This is a genomic window from Streptomyces sp. CLV115 (genome assembly GCF_038448545.1).
In the GTDB taxonomy this organism is placed as follows: Bacteria; Actinomycetota; Actinomycetes; order Streptomycetales; family Streptomycetaceae; genus Streptomyces; species Streptomyces sanglieri.
This window is the reverse complement of record NZ_JBCEWQ010000154.1, coordinates 1-20,532: the sequence shown is the minus strand read 5'-3', so window position 1 is coordinate 20,532 and position 20,532 is coordinate 1. Positions and strand designations below refer to the sequence as shown.

Below are 20,532 nucleotides of genomic sequence, written 5' to 3'. Positions count from 1 at the left end.
CCCCCCCCCCCCCCCCGCCCCCCCCCCCCCCCCCCCCCCCCCCCCCCCCCCCGGCGCACTACGGCGGGCGGACGGCGGCGGGCGGACGGACGGCGGCGGCAGACAGCGCCGGCCGGCAGCTGCGGCAGACATACGCGCGGTGGCCTCACGGCATCCGGACGGTGTCCGCGTGGACACCGGTGTGCCACGGACCGTAAAGATTCGGCGCCACGCTGGGCCGCGCTGGTTTGAGTGCGTTGTCAGTGGGTCAGTGCACTATCGGGGTGGGAGGTGGCGTGATGACGACGCGCGCGGCGTACGACTGCGATGTGCTGGTGATCGGCGGCGGGATCGTCGGCCTGTCGACGGCGTATGCGATCACGCGCACCGCTCCGGGCACCCGGGTGACGGTCCTGGAGAAGGAGTGGGGCCCGGCCCGGCACCAGACCGGGCGCAACAGCGGAGTGATCCACAGCGGCATCTACTACCGCCCCGGCTCGCTCAAGGCCCGCTACGCGGTGCGCGGCGCCGCCGAGATGGTCGACTTCTGCGCCGAGCACGGCATCGCCCACGCGGTGACCGGCAAGCTGATCGTCGCGACCGAGCGGTCCGAGCTGCCCCGGCTGCACGCCCTGGTCCAGCGCGGCCGGCAGCACGGGCTGCCGGTGCGCGAGCTGGGGCCCGCCCAGATCACGGAGTACGAGCCGCAGGTGAGCGGCCTCGCCGCGATCCGGGTCGGATCGACCGGGGTCTGCGACTTCGGCGCGGTCGCGGCCCGGTTCGCCGCCGAGGTGAGCGGGGCCGGCGGGGTGATCCGTTACGGGGCGGAGGTCACCGCGATCGACCGGCGTCCCTGGGGCGTGGCGGTGCGCACCGCGGACGGCACGGTGGTGCGGGCCCGGGTGCTGGTCAACTGCGCGGGGCTGTACTGCGACCGGGTGGCCCGGCTCGCGGGCGACGACCCGGGCATGCGGATCGTGCCCTTCCGGGGCGAGTACTACGAGCTGGCGCGGCCGGAGCTGGTGCGCGGCCTGGTCTATCCGGTGCCCGATCCGGCGTTTCCGTTCCTCGGGGTCCATCTGACCCGGGGCCACGACGGCGGCGTCCACGTCGGTCCGAACGCGGTGCCCGCGCTGGCCCGCGAGGGCTACGGCTGGCCGGTCGTGCGCCCGCGCGAGCTGGCGGACACCCTGGCCTGGCCCGGCACCTGGCGGACAGCCCGCAGACACTGGCGGTACGGGGCAGGCGAGGTGCACCGCTCGCTGTCGAAGCACGCGTTCGCCCAGGCCGTACGGCGGCTGCTGCCGGAGGTGACGGAGGCCGACCTGAGACCGGCCCCGGCCGGGGTCAGGGCCCAGGCGGTGCTGCGGGACGGCACCCTGGTGGACGATTTCCTCATCCGTGAGGCCCCGCACACCGTCCACGTGCTGAACGCCCCGTCGCCCGCCGCGACGGCCTCGCTGCCCATCGGGCGGGAGGTGGCACGCAGGGCGCTGCTCCGGGCACGGGAGACCGGGTGGAGACCGCCCGCCGTAGAATCGGGGCATTGTGTCTGAGCCCATGAACCCCTCCGAGAGCCTCTCCGGGGACTTCCCCGAGAGCTCCTCCGAGCACCCCTCCTCGCCCGCTGCCGGGATTCCGTCCGCAACCGGGATTCCGGACACTGCCGGGATTCCGTCCGCTGCCGGGATTCCGGACGATCTGCGCGCCGCCGCCTTCGAGCGGCAGCGCAGGCTGCGCCAGGAGCCGCGCTTCCCGGGCGGGCCCGCCGTCGATCCGGCCGGCTCGCACCACGAGCGCCGGATCCGCAGCTTCCAGCCGCGCCGCAGCCGCGTCACGCCCGGCCAGGAGGACGCCCTGCTGCGGCTCTGGCCGAAGTGGGGCCTGGACATCGACGGACAGCGCGTCCTCGACCTGCCCGAGCTGTTCGACGGGCTCCCGACCGTGCTGGAGATCGGCTTCGGGATGGGCGAGGCCACCGCGCAGATGGCCGCCGACGACCCGGGCACGGGCATCCTCGCCGTCGATGTGCACACCCCTGGCCAGGGCAATCTGCTCGGCCTCGCGGACCGCAACAGCCTGTCGAACATCCGGGTGGCCAACGGCGACGCGATCATCCTGCTGCGCGAGATGCTCAAGCCGGACTCGCTGGACGGGCTGCGGGTGTACTTCCCCGACCCGTGGCCCAAGAAGCGCCATCACAAGCGGCGGCTGATCCAGCCGGAGTTCCTCGATCTGGTGGCACAGCGGCTGAAGCCGGGCGCGGTGATCCACTGCGCGACCGACTGGGAGCCGTACGCCGAGCAGATGCTGGAGGTGCTGAGCGCGCACCCCCTCTTCGAGAACACACAGGCGGACGGCGGCTACGCGCCCCGGCCCGCGTTCCGGCCGCTGACCCGGTTCGAGGGGCAGGGCCTGGACAAGGGCCACATCGTGCACGACCTGCTCTTCGCCCGCAGCTGAGACCGGCCTGCGGCCCCGGAGCGTGCCGGGCCACCGGGCCGGGCCGCCGGGCCGGGCCGCCGGGTTGGGCCGCCGGGTTGGGCCGGTCCTGCGGGCGCATCGACCTTGCGCGTGTCTGCGGGCGCGTCGGGTCTGCGCGTGTCTGCGGACGCATAGACCTTGCGCGTGTGTGCGGGCGCATCGGGTCTGCGCGCCGGGTGGCCGGTGGGCGCCCCATGGTCAGGTGTCAGTGCTGCTGGTTAGGGTCATTGCGTGTTGTCCGACGGGTCTGTCCAGCAGCGGCAGTCACAGCCGGCCGTCCCGCTCCTTGAGGAGCAGCGGGTCGGCGAGATCCTGGCTGCCGTGCCGGAGCGCAGGCACTGGCGATACCGGCCGCGCCGCGTGGGCATGGTGTGGCGCAGCCGGACGTTCCGCGTCGTGGCGGTGTTCACGGTGCTCGCGATCTGCGGTCTGGCGATCCTGGCCCTGGTCCGGGACCAGACGGGCACCCAGGGGTTCCTCGTCGGCCTCGGCCTCGCCGTGCTGCCCGTACCGCTCCTGCTGACGGCGTTCCGCTGGCTGGACCGGGCCGATCCGGGCCCCTGGCGCAATGTGCTGTTCGCCTTCGCCTGGGGTGCGTTCGCCGCCGCCCTGGTCGCGATCCTGGCGAATTCCTTCGCGACCCGCTGGATAGCCACGACCATCGCCGACCCGTCCAACGCCGACACCCTCGGCGCCACGGTCATAGCCCCGGTCGTCGAGGAGAGCGCCAAGGCCGCCGCGGTCCTGCTGATCTTCCTGTTCCGCAGACGGGAGTTCAACGGGATCGTCGACGGCGTCGTGATCGCCGGCGTCACCGCGAGCGGCTTCGCCTTCACCGAGAACATCCTCTACCTCGGCAACGCCTTCGGCGAGGACCAGCAGATCGGCAGTTCGGGCGTCGTATCGGTGACGGCCGCGACGTTCTTCGTACGGGCGGTGATGTCGCCCTTCGCGCACCCGCTCTTCACGGTGCTGACCGGCATAGGTTTCGGGCTCGCCGCGGCCTGCGCCCGGCGCCGACGGATCCGCCGCATCGTGCTGCCGCTGCTGGGGCTCGTCCTCGCCATGGGCATGCACTCGCTGTGGAACGGATCGGCGGTCTTCAGCCCGTACGGCTTCTATGCCGTGTACGCGGTGTTCATGGTCCCGGTCTTCGGCCTGGTGACCTGGCTGGTGATCTGGTCGCGCCGGCGGGAGCTGCGCACCCTCGCCGCCGAGCTGCCCGCCTATGCGGCGGCGGGCTGGCTGAGCCCGGCGGAACCGCTCGCCCTCTCCTCGATGCGGGCCCGCGGCTTTGCCCGCGACGCGGCCCGCCGCCAGTACGCCGTCGCGGCCCGGGGAAGCCAGTACACCCCGTACGGGCCCGGCTGGGCGCCCGGATCCATACCGGGGGCGGTGCCGGGAACGATGCCGGGCTCCGTGCCCGGCCCCTCTGTCCAGGCGGCGCAGGCGAAGGCCGCGGCGCAGGCCGCGGAGGCCCACGGGAAGGCGGCCGCCCGCGCCGTCGCCGAGTACGAATCGTTCGCGACCTCACTGGCCGCGCTGCGCCTCCAGGCCCGGCGCGGTACGACCGGCCCGGACTTCGCCGAACGCGAGCTGGAGCTGCTGCACCACCTGTGGCAGCGCAGGGAGGTGGCGGCCCCCGCCCTGACGTACGCGGCACAGGCGACCGGACTCCTGCGCCCCCACCGCCTGCCGCCGCTCCCGTACGCCCAGCAGTTCACTCCACCCACGGGGTACGGCGCATACCTCAACGGCCCCGCCCAGGCGCAGGCGCACCCGCATGCCCAATACCCCGGCCCTGGCTCCGTTCCCGGCCCCGGCCCCGGCCCCGGCCCCGGGCACAATCCCTATCTGATGCCGCAGCAGCCCCCGCGCTGAGGCCTGCCCGACGGATCGACGGATCGACGGATCGATGGATCGACGGATCGGGCAGACCCTGCGGGCCGGGCGGATCAGACAGCCGGGCGGATCAGGCGGTCAGGCGGATGCCTCGGTGAGTTCGGCCAGCTCCTGCTCGGTCAGCGTGAGGTCCGCGACGGCCAGCAGTGCGGGCAGCTGCTCGACCGTACGGGCCGAGGCGATCGGCGCGACCACGGTCGGCCGGGATGCGAGCCAGGCCAGCGCGACGGTCGCGATCTCCGCGTCGCGCTCCTTGGCGACCTTGTCCAGCGCGGCCAGGACCTTCTGTCCCCGCTCCGACTCCAGGTGCTGCCGGGCGCCCTCCGCCCGCGCGCTCTCCACCGAGGAGCCCGGACGGTACTTGCCGGTGAGGAAGCCGGCGGCCAGCGCGAAGTAGGGCACGACACCGAGCCCGGCACGGGCTGCCGTGTCCTGGAGCTCGCCCTCGTAGGTGTCGCGGGAAACCAGGTTGTAGTGCGGCTGAAGCGCGACGTAACGGGCCAGGCCCTCGCGCTCCGAGAAGTCCAGGGAGGCTTGGAGCCGCTCGGAGCCGATGTTGGAGGCGGCGATCTCCCGGACCTTGCCCTCCTTCACCAGCTGGTCCAGGGCGGTGATGATGTCCTCGACCGGCACGGTCTCGTCGTCGAAGTGCGTGTAGTACAGATCGATGTGGTCGGTGCCGAGCCGGCGCAGCGACTCCTCGGCCGCGGCCTTGATGTTGGCGGGAGCGAGCCCCTTGTACCGGGGGTGGGTACTGACCTTCGTCGCGACGACGATGTCGGAGCGGTTGCCGCGTGCGGCAAGCCACTTGCCGATGACGGTCTCGGACTCGCCGCCCTCGTTGCCCGGAATCCAGGCCGAGTACCCGTCGGCGGTGTCGATGAAGTTGCCGCCGCCCGCGGCGTAAGCGTCCAGAACGGCGAACGACTGTGCCTCGTCGGCGGTCCAGCCGAAGACGTTGCCACCGAGAGCGAGCGGGAAGACCTGAAGGTCGGAAGGGCCCAGCTTACGAAGAGAAGTCATAGGTAAAACAACGGATTCCGGTGCACCCGCTATTCCGGCGGAACCACTGTTCCGGTTGGACCGCTGTTCCGGCGGAACCACTGCGCCGACAGGCCCCCTTCCGGCTCCGGCGACACCCCTTCCGGGTACCGGCAGTTCCAGGAACTCACCACTCCCCCGTCCCGCCCACGAACAGACCGGCAGCCCTGACGTCGGGGGGTGAGCGTCAGGACTGCCGGGGTTCATCGGCCGGCGGACCGGCTGGGATCGAGCGGCCCACGAGGTGGGCGTCGGATCAGGGGTTGAGGCCCTTGCCGCGGAGCCAGGCCATCGGGTCGATGCCCGTGCCGCCGGCGGTGTGGACCTCCAGGTGGAGGTGCGGTCCCGTGACGTTGCCGGTCGCGCCGACCCGGCCGATGGTCTCGCCGGTGCTGACCTTCTGGCCGACACTGACGCCGATCGAGGACTGGTGGCAGAACCACAGCTCGGTACCGTCGTCGAGTTCGAGCACCGTGCGGTAGCCGTACGCGCCGGACCAGCCCGCCGACTTGACCGTGCCGCCGTGGATGGCCTTGATCGGGGTGCCGGTCGGGGCCGCGAAGTCGAGGCCCGTGTGATAGCCGGAGGACCACATCGAGCCGGCCTCGCCGAAGGTCGAGGTGATCGTGTACGAGGAGGTCGGGATGGCGTAGCTGGCGGCGAGCTTGGCCAGCCGCAGCGCCTCCGCCTTCTTCTTGGCCTCCTCCTCCGCCTTCTTCTTCTCGGCGGCGGCCTTGGCCTCGGCCTCGTCCTGCTGCTTCTTGGCCTCGGCGGCCGCCTTCTCCGCGGCCTTCTTCTCCTCGGCCGCCTTGGCCTCGGCGTCGGCGGCGTCCTGCTGCTGCTCGGCCTGCTGGAGGATGCGGGCGCGGAGCGCCTCGCCCGCGTCCGTCGTGCCCTGCTCGGCCTCGGCGGTGGTGATGCCCGCGGTGGTGAGCGGGGCAGTCGTGGCCGCGACCTCGGTCTTGTCGGCCTCGGACTCGCCGGAGAACAAAGCCCCCACGCCCGGAAGGGACTTGGCGTCGGGGAGGTTGTCCTTGATCGAGTCGGGCACGGAGATGGAGACCGGGGGCTTGCTCTGCGCGGTTGCCATGCCACCCGCGCCGACCGCCGCTATGACGCCGACGCCCAGCACCGTGGAGCTGCGGGCGAGGCCGTTGCGCTGCTTGGCGACGCGGTGCCTGCCGCGCACCGGGCGGACGGACTCCTCGGTGGGGTTCCACTCGTCCCAGCCACGGTCGGGCTCACCGGTGAACTCAGCCGTGAAATTGCCGGTGAAGTCGCCTCCGGACTCGGTGCCGTAGTCGGATTCGAACCGGGACGGGGCCTCGGGGGCAGGCTTGTTGGACGCCACGGGGGCGCACTCCTTTCCTTCCTTCTCGCCTACCGGGTTAGCTGACGGGTTCGGAGCAGGAAGGTCTCCTACGGGCCCCTCTGCCTCTCACGAGACACAGGTGCCCGATTCACCCCATGTAGGTGGTTCCCCGGTTCCCTTGCGGAATTCGGCGCTCGCGCGCGGTGCCGCCACTGACGACGGCTGGGACGACCGCGCTGCGTTATCGAACGTTAATAGACACCGGGGCCGTATTCCAAGCCGTTCCAACTGATCGTTCACTTCCTTGGCCTGGACTTTACGGGACACAAGTGGGTGGAATCGGACGAGTTGACCGACCCTCAGTCACTACCCTGATTCTGACGTTGCGTCAAACGTTATGCGGAGCGGTGCCTTTCGGTTACGCACGGTGGCATCGCCCCGTCACGCCTCCTCGGCACCCACGATCGGCACGGTCCTTCGCCGGTCCGGCTGCCCCTCGGCCGGGCGCGCGACCGCGAGCAGCGCCATGTCGTCGGTCGACTCGCCGCCCGTGTGCAGCCGTACGTCGTCGGTCAGGGCGGAGAGCAGTTCCTCGGGCCCCGGGAAGAGCCGCCCGCGCAGCCGGGCCGCCGGATCGTAGAAGACCCCCTCGGTGTTCCGCGCCTCGGAGAGACCGTCCGTGTAGAAGAGCAGCGTCGTCCCGGCCGGCAGGTCCCACTCGTCGGTGCACTCCGGCCACACCCCCAGATCCATCCCGAGCGGCAGCGCGGGCACCGACGGCTTCAGCACGTCCAGCGCCCCGTCCGGATGCAGCAGGATCGGCTCGGGGTGCCCGCGGTTGACGATCCGCACCCGGGACAGCCCGGTCGGGATCTCGGCCAGCACGGCCGTGATGAACCCTTCGAGCACGTCGAGTCCGCCCCGCCGCGCCTCCTCCCGGGCCAGCGCCCGCTCCAGCCGTCCCGCCACCCCCTCCAACGAGGCTTCCTGCTCGGCCGCCTCGCGGAACGCCCCGATGACCACCGCCACCGTCTCCACGGCGTCGAGCCCCTTCCCCCTCACGTCCCCGACCACCAGCCGCACCCCCCACGGGGTGTCCGACACGGCGAACAGGTCACCGCCGACGAACTCGTCCGCCTGCGCCGCCTCGTACCGCGCCGCGACCTGCAGCCCGCCGGTCCGGTCGGCCGGCTGCGGCAGCACCGCGCGCATGGCGGTCTCCGCGATGTACCGCGCGGAGGCCAGCTGCTCGTTGCCGCGCCGTACGACCCCGTTGATCACGACCGCGAGGACCGAGACGGTGGCCAGGGTCAGCAGTTCGATCAGCGGCACGGCCTCGGGCAGCGTGCTGCTGTACAGGCGCAGCACGATGACGGCCAGCATCGAAGCGATACCGGTACGGATGGTGCTGGCCAGCGAGAAGAAGGGGGCGGCGATCAGCGGAGCGGCCACGAACAGCGGGATGGCGGTGAAAATGGGCGGGGTGAGGGCGTCGAACAGCAGCCCGCCGAGGATCATCAGGGGAGGCAGCGCGCGGACGAACCGCCGGGTGCGGGCACCGCTCCCGGCGTGCTTGCCGCGCCGCTTCTCCCGCTTCCACACCTGTGGTCTCCTGCCCGGTACGCGCGCGGCTGCGGACGGTACCGCGCCCCACCCCCAGGCTCACCGGACCGGACCGAAGCGGCGACTCCTCGTCGGCCAATGGAGGGACACGGGGACGCGGGGATCGCAGGGAACACGGGAGGGGACACAACCCGGGAGGGGACACAGAGGAACACAAGGGGGCATGTGCGCCATGGCCCGCCCGGGACACGGCGAAACGAATTCAGGCCCGGCACGCTGTGTGCGTGCCGGGCCTGAATTCTTCAGTAGCGGGGACAGGATTTGAACCTGCGACCTCTGGGTTATGAGCCCAGCGAGCTACCGAGCTGCTCCACCCCGCGTCGGTGAACACAACTCTACGCCATCCCCGGCGCCCTTTTGACCACTCGGGTTCACCCGCCCTCACCCCCCCTCACCGAACCGCGCCAGTACTGGTTCCAGGACCGGTTCGCGGACCGGTTCGCGGACCGGTCCGCCACCGGTTCGAACCTCACTGATTCGCGGACTGATTCGTCTCGGAGATGCGGGGCATGGAATCGGCCTTGCCATGGACGGCCGGCTGCTTCACCGGGTTGGCACCGCGTTGCAGCGAGTGGAGGATCGCCAGCCCCTGGCTGACGACGCCGGCCGCCATCTCGTTGACACCGTTGGTGCCGTTGAGGACGGTGAGGTCGGCGCCGGACATGCCCCGGGCGGCCGCGTCGGCCAGCGCGGGCAGGTTCTCCACGATGCGGTTGGCGGCGATGAGCTCCTGGTTGCCGTCGCGCAGCGACGCGGCGCGCACGCTGTTGGCGTCGGCCTGTGCCTGGGCGAGGGCCCGCTCGGTGTACGCGCCGCCGTCGGCCTCGAACTTGACCCGGTCGCGGGCCGCCTCCGCCAGGGTGCGCTGCCGGTACGCCTCGGCGTCCGCCGGGCGCCGGACCTCCGCCTCCAGCCGCTGGGCGGCGAGCGCGGCCTGTCGCTCGGCGAGCGCGGTCTGCTCCTCGATGACCTCGTGCGAGGCCCTGGCCTGCGCGAGCGGCCCGGCCTGCGCGGCGCGGGCGTTGTACTGCTCGGTCTCGGCGAGGAAGCCGGCCCGCTTGATCGCGGTGTCGCGTTCGTACTCCGCCTTGAGCGCGGCGGCCTGCTGCTCGCGCTGGCTGGCCTCCTGGTCCGCCTTGGCCTCGGCGATCCGGGCCTGGCTGGCGACCGCGGCGGCGTGTGGGGCCGCGAGGTTCTTGATGTAGCCGGTGGCGTCGTCGATCTCCTGGATCTGGAGGGCGTCCACGACGATGCCGAGCTTCTCCATCTCGCCGTGGCTGCCCGCGATGACCTCCTGGGAGACCCGGTTGCGCTCGCGGATGATCTGCTCCACGGTCAGTCCGCCGACGATGGAGCGCAGGTGCCCGGCGAAGATCCGCCCGACGAGCTCCTCCATCTGGTCCTGCTCGGTCAGGAAGCGGCGGGCCGCGTTGGCGATGGACACGGCGTCGTCACCGACCTTGAAGACGGCCACGGCCCGGACGTTGAGGCGGATGCCCTGCTGCGTCACGCAGTCCTCGGTGATCTCCGCCTCGCGCAGCGCCAGGGAGAGCATGCGCGCCTTCTGCTTCACCGGGAGCACGAAACTGCCGTGCCCGGTGACGATCCGGAACTGGGTGTCCAGCGTCTGTCCCTTGGAACCGGAGATGAGCATCGCCTCGTTGGGGGCGGGAACGTGCCAGAAGAACATGGGAAGACTCCTGCCGTACGACACTGCTTCCGTCGAGTGAGCGACTGCTCGGCCGCTCAGGACGGCAGGCGTTCCACGATCACGCCGCGAGCCGAGACCGTGTCGACGACAACGACGCGCGCGTCCCTGTCGATCGACGTCGCCGCCCAGGCGGTGTAGGCCTCGGACCCGCCCCGTACCGCCACCAGTACCTCGCCCGGACCGTCGGACGGAATCGGCACGGTGACACGGCCTACCGCCCCGACCGGGCTGCGGGCGGACTCATCTGCCCGGCGCATGCGTCGCCCTCGTGAGCTTCCCTGCGTACGCCTGCTCACGCCGCTCACCGCACGGTGTCCCGCACCGCTTCATGGACACGAGGCGACCCCGCCTCCTGGAGGCCGGAGCCTCCCTCGACAACTCCACGGTACTCCGCACCCGCCCCGGCGCAGCGGTGCCCGCGGGCGCCCGGCGATCGACGAGCGGGGGCAGATATGCGGTGATATGACTGTTTTATCTTCCATCCTGCCGACGCGATGAACTCGCGCTGATCGGGGAGCGAACCGTGGACGACTACTCCTTGCTCGACCTCTTCTGGACCATGCTCTGGTTCTTCCTCTGGGTCATGTGGCTGTTCCTGCTGTTCAAGGTCATCACGGACATCTTCCGCAGCCACGACCTCAGCGGCTGGGGCAAGGCCGGCTGGCTGATCCTCACGCTGGTGCTGCCGTATCTCGGCGTCCTGGTGTACGTGATCGTCCGTGGCAAGTCCATGAGCAAGCGGGACATCAAGGAAGCCCAGGACCGCGACGCGGCCTTCAAGGCGTACGTACGGGAGGCCGCCGGCACCTCCGACGCGGGCGGCGACGCCACGAAGAAGGGGAGTCATGTCGACGACCTGGCGAAGCTCGCCGAGCTGAGGGACCGGGGCGCCATCACGGACGAGGAGTACCAGCGGGCGAAGACAAAGCTCCTCGTCTGACGTCGCTCCCGCCCGCCCCCGGAACGGCGCGTATGTCTCCCTCCGGGCGGTCCGGCGGACTGGCACGGCGCCAGGACCGCGAGGAGGCTTGAGGCATCAGCCACGGTGGCCGTCGCCGCCCGCGGTTCTCGGGGCGCCGGAGTCACGGCGGGCCGAACGGGGTGCGGTCCCCATCTCGGCGTACGAGGAGATGGCCCGCCATGGACAGCACCACGTCCGCGACCCTGGAAACGATGCGGACCGCGCTGCGCGGTCCCGTCATCGGCCCGCAGGACCCGGAGTACCGGCGGGCCCGCACGATCTACAACGCCATGATCGACCGGCACCCGGCGGCGCTGGTGCGGTGCGGCGACGCGGCGGACGTGATGGCCGCGGTCGACCTCGTCCGGGACGCGGGGCTCACGCTCGCGGTCCGCGGCGGCGGGCACAGCGGTGCGGGCCTGTGCCTGGTGGACGACGGCGTGACGATCGATCTCTCACCCATGCGCTGGGCGCACATCGACCCCGCCGCGCGGACGGCGACGGTCGGCGGTGGCGCCACGCTCGGCGACCTCGACCACGCCGCCCACGCGTTCGGGCTGGCCACCCCCACCGGCATCCTCTCGTCCACCGGCATCGGCGGCCTCACCCTGGGCGGCGGCCACGGCCACCTCACCCGCAGATACGGCCTGACGATCGACAACCTGCTGGCCGCGGACGTGGTCCTGGCCGACGGCACCTCGGTGACGGCGAGCGCCACCACCCACCCCGACCTGTTCTGGGCTCTGCGCGGCGGCGGCGGAAACTTCGGCGTCGTCACCTCCTTCACCCTCCGGCTGCACCCGGTGGACACGGTGGGCGTCGCCGTCACGGTCTGGCCGGTCGACCGGATACCCGACGTGCTGCGCTGGTACCGCGACTTCCTGCCGCAGGTCCCCGAGGACCTCAACGGCTTCTTCGTCGCGCTCACCGTGCCGCCCGGCCCGCCGTTCCCGGAGGAGATCCACGGCCAGAAGATGTGCGGCGTGGTGTGGTGCTGGACCGGCGACCCCGAACTTCTCGGAACCACCCTCAAGCCCGTCGAGGACCCCGGACCGCCCGCCTTCCACTTCACGGCCCCGATGCCCTACACCGCCCTGCAGTCCATGTTCGACGAACTGCTCCCCACCGGTCTGCAGTGGTACTGGCGCGGCAACTTCTTCGACCGGATCACCGACGGCGCCATCGCCGTACACGCCAAGTACGCCGAGCACCTCCCCACCCCGCTGTCGACCGCCCACCTGTACCCGATCGACGCGGCCGCCCACCGGCCCGGCCCCGACGACACGGCCTGGGCCTACCGCGACGCGGTCTGGTCCGGCGTCATCGCGGGCATCGACCCGGACCCGGACAACGCCGAGGAGCTCAGGCAGTGGTGCGTCGACTACTGGGAGGAGCTGCACCCGCACTCCATGGGCGGCACCTACGTGAACTTCATCGGCGCGGGCGAAGCCCCCGACCGCGTACGCGCCACCTACCGCGACCACTACGCCCGCCTGGCCGCCGTCAAGCGCACCTACGACCCGCACAACTTCTTCCACGCCAACCAGAACATCGAGCCGGCGGCCCGGCAGGCCGGTGCCGTCACCCCCCTGTGATGGGCGGGTCAGGAGAGCCAGTCGGCGTAGTGGGTGGGGGCGAGGTGGGCGGCCGTGTCGGTGAGGACGTCACCCTGGACGGCGGCGAACATGCCCGCGGTGGGGTCGGTGACGACGGTACGGTCGTCACCCTTGCGGGACAGGGTGATCCGGCCCAGCTCGTCCAGATTGAAGACCTCGGGGCCGCCGATGCTGCGGATGCCGTTCAGCGGGGCGCCCACGGCGACCTCCACCACCGCGTCGGCCACGTCCCCGGCGGCGATCGGCTGGATCGGCGTGGCGGGCAGCCGGACGGTGTCGCCGTCGGTGGTCCAGGACAGGACGGCGTCGATGAACTCCATGAACTGCGTCGCCCGGACGATCGAGTAGGGGATCGGCCCGGCCGCGAGGATGTTCTCCTGAAGCGTCTTGGCCCGGTAGTAGTCGAGCTCCGGCACCCGGTCCGTGCCGACGATCGAGAGGATGACGAAGTGGCCGACGCCGCCCTTGCCGGCCGCGGCCAGAAGGTTGTCCATCGAGGCCCGGAAGAAGGCCGGGGAGGCTTCGTCGAAGGTCGGGGAGTTCGTCAGGTTGACGACGACGTCGGCCCCCGCCACCGCCTCGTCCAGCCCCTGGCCGCTGATGACGTCGACTCCGGTGGACTGCGAGTGCGGTACCGCCTCGTGCCCGGCGGCGTTCAGCTTCTTGACGACCTGCGACCCGATCAGCCCGGTACCGCCGATGACTGCGAATTTCATGACGTACCCTTCACGGTTCTTTGTCCGTAATGCTGCGCTTTGTGCGCAATATGGCACACGGGCGGCCAGGTGGGCACGACATGAAACGGCGCCCCGACCGGATGGAACCGATCGAGGCGCCGAGTGGCAGCTCAGAGGGGTTTTCCCTCGCTGCGTGCGGTAGGCCGTGTGGGACTCGAACCCACAACCAACGGATTAAAAGTCCGCTGCTCTGCCAATTGAGCTAACGGCCCCCGGTCAATCACCCCTGAGCATAGCCCGCCGGGGCCCGGCCGCCGATCGGGTATCGGTTACCGGGCCCCGTCACGGTGGGATCCCGGGGGGTCAGAGGGGTTCGTCCGGGGTGATCGTGCGCTTGTGATCCGGTTTGAGGAACCAGTGCCTCGCCGAGGCCAGCCACCAGGTCGCCGCGAAGCCCAGGACCACCAGCACCGCGACCGGTGCGTAGTTGAACGTCTCCCAGGTGACCGGCGAGAGCTGCGGCAGCATGAAGAGCACCGTGATGATCACGACCCAGGCCACCGCCACGATGCCGATCGGGCGGGACCAGCGGCCCAGCTGCCAGGGGCCCGGGGTGAACTCGTCGCCACGGAGCAGGCGGAGCAGCGTGGGGATGACGTAGGCGATGTAGAGGCCGATCACCGCGATCGAGGTCACCGCCGCGTACGCCGTGACGTTGATCAGGTACGGGAGTCCCAGGGCGAGGGCGCCGGCCGCGGCGAGCCAGACCGCGGCGACAGGGGTGCGGGTGCGGGGGCTGACCGTGTGCCAGACGCGGGAGAAGGGCAGGGCCCCGTCGCGCGAGAAGGCGTAGATCATGCGGCTGTTGGCGGTCACCGACGCCATGCCGCAGAAGAGCTGGGCGCCGATCACGATCAGCAGCAGGAGCTTGCCGGTGGTGGCGCCGAGGGCGTCCAGGAGGATCTGGGCGGGCGGGGCGCCGGTCGGCGAGTTCAGCGCCCCGTCGTACGACTGGATGGCGAAGGTGAAGCCGAGGAGCAGGACGAAACCCGCGATCCAGGAGGTCCAGATCGACTGGACGATGCCCTTCGGGCCGGCCGTCGCCGCGTCGTGGGTCTCCTCCGTCATGTGGGCGGAGGCGTCGTAGCCGGTGAAGGTGTACTGCGCCATCAGCAGCCCGATCATCACGACGTAGAAGCCGCTGTCCCAGCCCGTGTTGTTGACGAACTCGGTGAAGACGAACGACGCCGACCGGTGCGAGTCCGGCACGAAGGTCAGGGCGCCGACGATGACGGCGACGCCGATGACGTGCCACCAGACGCTCACGCTGTTCAGCAGCGCGACGATCCGCACCCCGAAGGTGTTGAGCAGACCGTGCAGCAGCAGGATCGCGGCGAACAGCAGGATCGTGCGGGTGGGGGTGACCTCGAAGCCGAACTGGAGGTTCAGGTACGCGCCCAGGAAGGACGCCGCCCCGAAGTCGATCCCGGCGGTGACGGCGACCTGCCCCAGCACGTTGAACCAGCCCGTGAACCAGGCCCAGGCGGCGGCCGAGCGCGGCGGGGCCAGCCGGTGGGCCCAGAAGTAGAGCCCGGCGGAGGTCGGGTACGCCGAACAGATCTCGGCCATCGCCAGGCCGACGAACAGCGTCATCAGGCCGACGCCGACCCAGCCCCAGGTGATGACGGCGGGGCCGCCGGTGTTCATGCCGAAGAGGTAGAGCGTGAGGCAGCCGGAGAGCACCGAGATGATCGTGAACGAGACGGCGTAGTTGGAGAACGCCGACATGCGCCGGGCCAGCGTCTGCGTGTACCCGAGCTGCGCGAGGCGTTCCTCGTCGGAGACGCCCGGAGGTGGTGGTCGGTCCTCGCCTGTGTCGGTTGTCATGCACCCAGCGATTCCCGTGTGCCGGGGCACGCATGCGGCCGCCCGGGTCACGACTGGGAAAACGTGCCGGGCACGAGGGGGGCGCAACTCCCGTCATACTCAGGCCCGTTCGCACCCCGGCCCCTGCGCACCCCGGCGTCACTCAGACCCTGCGGGCGCTCGACAGCCGACCGCTCGGCAGGCGGTACTCCCACTCCATGTCCGCGTGGCCGCGGCCGGTGGTGAGTGCCCGCGCCGGGAAGGCCGCACGCTTCAGAAGACCCCCTTGTAGCCCTGCCAGCCGGTGGCGATCTTCGTACGGGAGCCGAACGATCCCTTGCCGTTGCCGTTGTTGCGGAAGAGGTTGCCCCAGCGGTCCCGCTCGACGAGGTCGGCCTTCCCGTCGCCGGTGATGTCACCGACCCCGACGATGGTGTTGTACGAGGTGCCCCACGCGGCGAAGACCTTCACCCGCTCCTTCAGCTTTCCGCTCGCGGTGCCGTCGTAGCGGTAGAGCGTGCCGTCCTTGTGGTGCGCCAGCACGTCGCCGTACCCGTCACCGTTGAGGTCACCGGCGCCCACGACCTTCGTGTAGCCGGTCCAGGACGAACGGATCTTCACCCCGGCCTTCAGCTTGCCGTGGCCGTCGTTGGCGAAGAGGAGGACATCACCGGTCGACGCCTTGCGCGCGAGCAGGTCGGGGCGGCCGTCACCGGTCAGATCGCCGGGCACGGTAAGGACGTTGTACGCGTTCCACCCGGTGCCCAGGGAGGTGTGGCTGCTGTTCGGCGTGTACGGGGCGCCGCACTTGCCGGCGTACCGGCGCAGTTCCCCGTTCGGCATCCGTACGAGCATCTCGGCGCACCGGTCGCTGCCCATGTCCCCGAACGGGACCGCGACGGTGCCCTTGGGCCAGCCGGCGCCGGAGCGCTTCCAGTCGAGCTTGCCCCTGCCCTCGGTGTAGTGCAGCGTCAGCTCGCCGACGGAGTTGAGCGTGACCAGCTCGCCGAAGTCGTAGCCGCCCTGGTCGTGATGGCCCTGGACGCCACCGGAGACCTCGATCTTCCCGCTGGTGGTGTACGTGCCGCCGCCCTTGACGGCCCTGGCGGTCAGCGTCCAGGTGTGGATCTCGTTGGCGGCGGGGCGGCCGGTGTCCGTTTTGCCGTCCCAGTCGACCGCGACCTCCGCACCGGGACCGCCAAAGAGGGTACGGATCGCCCGGCCGCGGATGTCCTTGATCACGAAGGTCCAGGTCGCGGGAGCGTTGAGCTGCCAGGTGCTCTCCCAGTTCTGGGCGCCGTAGATGCTCTTGACGTCGATGTACCCGGCGTTGAGGTCCGACTCGATCTTCGCGAGCGGCTGCGTGGGCACCCCGCTGGGCACGATGCGGATCGCCTTGTCCGGTCCGACGTACGCGATGTCACCGCCGAACTTGTCCACGGCCCAGGTCAGTCGGCGCTGGTCGGCGGTGCTGCCCGCGGGCAGGTCCGCGATCTCCCGGGGCGGTGCGGCCGTCCCGGTGTGGAAGTCGGTGAGCAGCAGTTTCCCGGCGGTGCGGTCGTGCCGGACGAGGTAGCCGTCGCCGACGAGCGCGGCGCCGGACGGCACGGAGAGGCTCTTCTTCGCCGTACGGTCGTAGACCCCGGCGGCACCGCTCGGTCCGCAGTTCCAGTAGATCCAGCGGCCGACGGTCTGGAGCTCCTTGATCACGCACGGGGCGCCGGTGGCGACGGTCTGGACGACCTTCTTCTGTTCGAGGTCGGTCGCGGTGACCACTCCGGCGGTGGAGGCCGCCGTCCACAGCGCCGAGCCCCATACCGAGGCGGCGGTGATGGACCGGGTCGTCCGCACGTCCGACCTGCGGACCCCGACGTCGTCGATGTACTGCTTGCCGGTCGACGCCGCCTCGTAGACGAAATAGCGTCCGGTCGTGTCCACGAACCGACCCCCGGTCACAGCGGGTTCGTCGAAGCCGTGGAGCGTGTTCCCCGTCAGCCACATCTCGGCGCGTTCCTGGCCGTTGTCGACGAAGAAGCGGCCCACATGGCCGTTGCCGGTGGCGCGCAGCGGTACGCATTCACCGGCGTCGCACGGCACCCGCTTCGCATGCGCACCGGTCGCGTAGGTGCCCGCGTATCCCATCGAGGTGGGAGCGCCCACCGTCGCCCCGCCCGGGGAGACCTGGCGGGCGAACACGAACTGCGGGCCGCTCGGGGCGATTTCCACCGTGTTCAGTACTCCGCCGGCGAAGTCGATGCCCCAGACACCGTTCGTCGCGACAGGGGCCGGCGCATCCGCGGCGACGGCGCCCGGCACTGTGCCGAGACCGGTCGCGACCACGGTGAGAGCGGCCAGCGCGGCGATCCGGCGCCGGGCGCCACGGCCGTGTGGAGCAGCAAGGCGAGCCAAGAGGGTCAGTCCTCCCCGAAATGCCCGAAGGGCAAGAAGGCACAGGCGATCGACAGCGACCTTCCGCAAAGCCCCCCGGCCCGCCCCTGTGCAAGTCGCCGGATGTTAGCAGCGGTTGCTCATGTGAGGGAAGCGAAAAGAAAAGCGGGCCCGCTCGTGAAGAGCGGGCCCGCTTTCCGCAGACCGTTCAGCGGACCTTTGTCAGGTCCTCACGGTGTTCAGCCGTTGCGCTTCCAGCGCGGCTTGTCGTCGCGGCGGCCGAAGGAACCGGTGTTGGTGCCGGTGCCCCGGTGGTCGTCGCGGCGGCCGGTCGGACGGTCGCTGCCACCGGAGCGGAAGCCGCCCGAGGGACGGTCGTCACGACGGTCGCGGTTGAACGGACGGTCGCTGCCACCGGAGCGGAAGCCACCGGAGGGACGGTCGTCGCGGCGGTCGCGGTTGAACGACGGGCGGTCGTTGTCGCGACGGTCGAAGGAGCGGCCACCGCGGTCGTCCCGGCGGTCGTTGGAGCGGAAGCCGCCCGAGGGACGGTCGTCGCGACGGTCGCGGTTGAACGACGGGCGGTCGTTGTCGCGACGGAAGCCACCGGACGGACGGTCGTCACGACGCTGGAAGCCACCGCGGTCGCCACCGCGGTCGTCCCGGCGGTCACGGTTGAAGGACGGACGGTCGTTGTCGCGGCGGAAGCCACCCGACGAACGGTCGTCACGACGCTGGAAACCACCGCGGTCGCCACCGCGGTCGTTGCCACCGCGGTAACCACCGCGGTCGCCGCCGCGGTTGTCCCGGCGGTCGAAGTTGCCGCGGTCGTCGCGACGGTCGTCACGGGCGGCGGGCTGCTCCGGCACGGAGACGGCGGCCTCGATCGCGGCCTCCGCCTCGGCGGCCACCTCGGCCACCGCGGCCTCGGGGTCGTCGCCCCGCTCGCGGGCGGCACGGGCGACGAGGCGGTCGGCCTCCTCACGCAGCTCACCGGCACGGCGCTGGACGCGCTCCAGCTGCTTGGTCAGGTCGGCGACCTCGCGCTCGGCCTGCTTGGCGGCGTTGTTCGCGGAGTCGGCCTGGACCTCGGTCAGCGAACGGGCACCGGTGATCTCGGCGACCTCCGGGTCGAAGGCACCCGCGCCACCGACGATGTGGCGCGAGGCGTCGACGCCCGCGTCCTCCATCAGGCGGAAGATCTGGCGGCGCTGGTGCGGCAGCGCCAGCGAGACGACGACACCGGACTTGCCGGCCCGGGCGGTACGGCCCGAGCGGTGCAGGTAGTCCTTGTGGTCACCGGCCGGGTCCACGTTCAGCACCAGGTCGATGCCGTCCACGTGGATGCCGCGGGCGGCGACGTCGGTCGCGACCAGCGCGTTGACGTAGCCGTCCTTGAAGTCGGCGAGGACCCGGGTGCGGGCACCCTGCGTCATGCCGCCGTGCAGCGCGTCCGCCTTGACGCCCGCCTCGACGAGCTGCTCGGCGATGCGGTCGGCGCCCAGCTGGGTGCGGACGAAGATGATGGTGCGGCCCTTGCGGGCGGCGATGGCGGAGGTGACCGGCGCCTTGTCCTTCGGCTTCACGACGAGGACGTGGTGCGTCATGGTCGTGACGTTGCCCTGGGCGCTGTCGACCTCGTGGCTCACCGGGTTGTCCAGGTAGCGCTTGACCAGCGTGCCGATCTCGTTCTCCATCGTGGCGGAGAAGAGCATGCGCTGGCCGCCGACCGGAACCTGGTCGAGCAGCTCGGTGACCTCGGGCAGGAAGCCCAGGTCGGACATCTGGTCGGCCTCGTCGAGGACGGCGACCTGGACGTTCTCCAGGGAGCAGGCGCCCCGGTTGATGATGTCGCGCAGCCGGCCCGGGGTGGCGACGAGGATGTCGACACCACGCTCCAGCGCGTAGATCTGGTTGCCCATCGACGTACCGCCGCAGACGACCTTCATCTTCAGGCCGAGCACGTCGCCGTACGGCTGGAGCGCGTCCGCGACCTGCATCGCGAGCTCACGGGTCGGGGTCAGGATGACCGCGCGGGGCTTCTTCTTCTCGGTGTGGCCGCCGGCCAGCGTGGCCAGGGTCGGCAGACCGAAGGAGAGGGTCTTGCCGGAGCCGGTGCGGCCGCGGCCCAGGATGTCCTTGCCGGCCAGGGCGTCCGGGATGGTCGCGGCCTGGATCGGGAAGGGCGCCGTCACGCCGTTCTGCGCGAGCTTGCGGACGATGCCCTCGGGCAGTCCCAGGTCGGCGAAGGTGATGGTCGGCTCGGCGTCCGCGTCGGCCTCGGCGGAGTCGGTGTCGGCCTGCTCGGCCAGGAGGGTGTCCGCCTCGATGGAACCGGCGGACTCGGCGACCACGGTCTCCGCGGCCTCGACGAGCTCGTCGTTCTCGATGCTCTCGGGCATGACGGTGCGGTCAGAACTGGAAATTGACATGCGAAATGCGAAACCTTCCGGAGTCTCGGCACGCGCCCGTAACTCCGTGATTCGCAATTTCGACCGCCTCAATGCGGTCCAGCCACGGCAAGGGAGAGTACGCGCCACACGGCGCGCTTCTGTTTCGGCGCCGGGCAATGGGATCAAACGATCTACTACCATACGCACTCCACCCCACATCGCGCAAACCGACCCTCCTCACTCCCCCACTAGGCGGGCTCCACCTGCGGCGATACCTCGGGAGTGCGCAGCGGATCCGTCATCCCCGGCACCCTCATCGCCTCGCTGCGCAGCCGCGCCGCCGGCGAGGCGGACGGCTGCGGCGACGGCTCGGAGGGCTCCGGCTCGGGCTCGGGCGAAGCCGGCGGCTCGGGGCTCGCCGGCTCGGACGGCTCGGGGGAAGCGGGCTGCTCCGGCACATCCGGCTCCGGCCGGGAGGCGGAGGGCGTCGGCACCGGACCGCCCCGGTCCGAGCGGCTCCGCCGGGTCCTCGGCCGACCCCGGTGGCGGAGGGGCCGAGGCGCACTCCGAGCGGGAGAC

General features: G+C 71.2%; 15 protein-coding genes, 2 tRNA genes and 1 riboswitch. Of the genes, 6 read left to right on the top strand and 11 right to left on the bottom strand.

The genetic code is table 11. The annotated features are described in order from the left end of the window. The first annotated feature begins 278 nt into the window (after window positions 1-278). The 3 genes from lhgO to AADR41_RS34405 all read left to right on the top strand — a co-directional run bounded on the left by lhgO (window position 279) and on the right by AADR41_RS34405 (window position 4,344). The gene (gene lhgO, locus AADR41_RS34415; protein ID WP_342285787.1) at window positions 279-1,535 is read left to right on the top strand and encodes an L-2-hydroxyglutarate oxidase; all 1,257 of its coding nucleotides are present in this window, start codon (window positions 279-281) and stop codon (window positions 1,533-1,535) included. Window positions 1,536-1,539: 4 nt separating this feature from the next. Then, complete coding sequence (gene trmB / locus AADR41_RS34410) at window positions 1,540-2,442, top strand: tRNA (guanosine(46)-N7)-methyltransferase TrmB (protein ID WP_342285790.1); 903 nt, start codon at window positions 1,540-1,542, stop codon at window positions 2,440-2,442. A 255-nt stretch (window positions 2,443-2,697) separates the two neighbouring features. Continuing rightward, the gene (locus AADR41_RS34405; RefSeq protein WP_342285788.1) at window positions 2,698-4,344 is read left to right on the top strand and encodes a PrsW family intramembrane metalloprotease; all 1,647 of its coding nucleotides are present in this window, start codon (window positions 2,698-2,700) and stop codon (window positions 4,342-4,344) included. 99 nt (window positions 4,345-4,443) lie between these two features. On the opposite strand, the gene AADR41_RS34400 is transcribed toward AADR41_RS34405, so the two are convergent. The 6 genes from AADR41_RS34400 to AADR41_RS34375 all read right to left on the bottom strand — a co-directional run bounded on the left by AADR41_RS34400 (window position 4,444) and on the right by AADR41_RS34375 (window position 10,252). Continuing rightward, on the bottom strand, window positions 4,444-5,388 hold the full coding sequence (locus AADR41_RS34400) for an aldo/keto reductase (protein ID WP_342285786.1): 945 nt from the start codon (window positions 5,386-5,388) through the stop codon (window positions 4,444-4,446). Window positions 5,389-5,662: 274 nt separating this feature from the next. Continuing rightward, entirely contained in the window at window positions 5,663-6,757 is a 1,095-nt protein-coding gene (locus AADR41_RS34395) for a M23 family metallopeptidase (RefSeq protein WP_342285785.1), read from the bottom strand. Window positions 6,758-6,768: 11 nt separating this feature from the next. Then, a riboswitch (cyclic di-AMP (ydaO/yuaA leader) is annotated at window positions 6,769-6,921 on the bottom strand. A 238-nt stretch (window positions 6,922-7,159) separates the two neighbouring features. Then, the gene (locus tag AADR41_RS34390; protein WP_342285783.1) at window positions 7,160-8,320 is read right to left on the bottom strand and encodes a PP2C family protein-serine/threonine phosphatase; all 1,161 of its coding nucleotides are present in this window, start codon (window positions 8,318-8,320) and stop codon (window positions 7,160-7,162) included. A 267-nt stretch (window positions 8,321-8,587) separates the two neighbouring features. Further along, window positions 8,588-8,661 (bottom strand) — tRNA-Met (locus tag AADR41_RS34385). Between the two features lie 149 nt (window positions 8,662-8,810). Then, window positions 8,811-10,031: an SPFH domain-containing protein gene (locus AADR41_RS34380; protein ID WP_342285781.1), complete on the bottom strand. Its 1,221-nt coding sequence runs from the start codon at window positions 10,029-10,031 to the stop codon at window positions 8,811-8,813. 56 nt (window positions 10,032-10,087) lie between these two features. Further along, window positions 10,088-10,252 (bottom strand): hypothetical protein, encoded by a 165-nt coding sequence (locus AADR41_RS34375; protein ID WP_342285779.1) that lies wholly within the window; start codon window positions 10,250-10,252, stop codon window positions 10,088-10,090. A gap of 323 nt (window positions 10,253-10,575) precedes the next feature. Here AADR41_RS34375 and AADR41_RS34370 point away from each other — a divergent pair, with 323 nt between their 5' ends. Continuing rightward, window positions 10,576-10,992 carry an SHOCT domain-containing protein gene (locus tag AADR41_RS34370; RefSeq protein WP_342285777.1) on the top strand — a complete coding sequence of 139 codons (417 nt, stop codon included), beginning with the start codon at window positions 10,576-10,578 and terminating at the stop codon, window positions 10,990-10,992. Window positions 10,993-11,192: 200 nt separating this feature from the next. Then, window positions 11,193-12,608 (top strand): FAD-binding oxidoreductase, encoded by a 1,416-nt coding sequence (locus AADR41_RS34365; protein WP_342285776.1) that lies wholly within the window; start codon window positions 11,193-11,195, stop codon window positions 12,606-12,608. Window positions 12,609-12,616: 8 nt separating this feature from the next. On the opposite strand, the gene AADR41_RS34360 is transcribed toward AADR41_RS34365, so the two are convergent. The 5 genes from AADR41_RS34360 to AADR41_RS34340 all read right to left on the bottom strand — a co-directional run bounded on the left by AADR41_RS34360 (window position 12,617) and on the right by AADR41_RS34340 (window position 19,962). Next, complete coding sequence (locus AADR41_RS34360) at window positions 12,617-13,345, bottom strand: SDR family oxidoreductase (protein ID WP_342285774.1); 729 nt, start codon at window positions 13,343-13,345, stop codon at window positions 12,617-12,619. Between the two features lie 160 nt (window positions 13,346-13,505). Then, a tRNA-Lys gene (locus AADR41_RS34355) sits at window positions 13,506-13,578 on the bottom strand. 91 nt (window positions 13,579-13,669) lie between these two features. Beyond that, the gene (locus AADR41_RS34350) at window positions 13,670-15,193 is read right to left on the bottom strand and encodes an amino acid permease (protein WP_342285773.1); all 1,524 of its coding nucleotides are present in this window, start codon (window positions 15,191-15,193) and stop codon (window positions 13,670-13,672) included. 252 nt (window positions 15,194-15,445) lie between these two features. Then, window positions 15,446-17,581 carry a VCBS repeat-containing protein gene (locus tag AADR41_RS34345; protein WP_342285771.1) on the bottom strand — a complete coding sequence of 712 codons (2,136 nt, stop codon included), beginning with the start codon at window positions 17,579-17,581 and terminating at the stop codon, window positions 15,446-15,448. Window positions 17,582-17,799: 218 nt separating this feature from the next. Then, entirely contained in the window at window positions 17,800-19,962 is a 2,163-nt protein-coding gene (locus tag AADR41_RS34340) for a DEAD/DEAH box helicase (protein WP_342285769.1), read from the bottom strand. A gap of 273 nt (window positions 19,963-20,235) precedes the next feature. Between AADR41_RS34340 and AADR41_RS34335 the strand changes: the two genes are divergently transcribed. Further along, the coding region (locus AADR41_RS34335) for a hypothetical protein (RefSeq protein WP_342285768.1) at window positions 20,236-20,532 on the top strand (297 nt) is incomplete at its 3' end.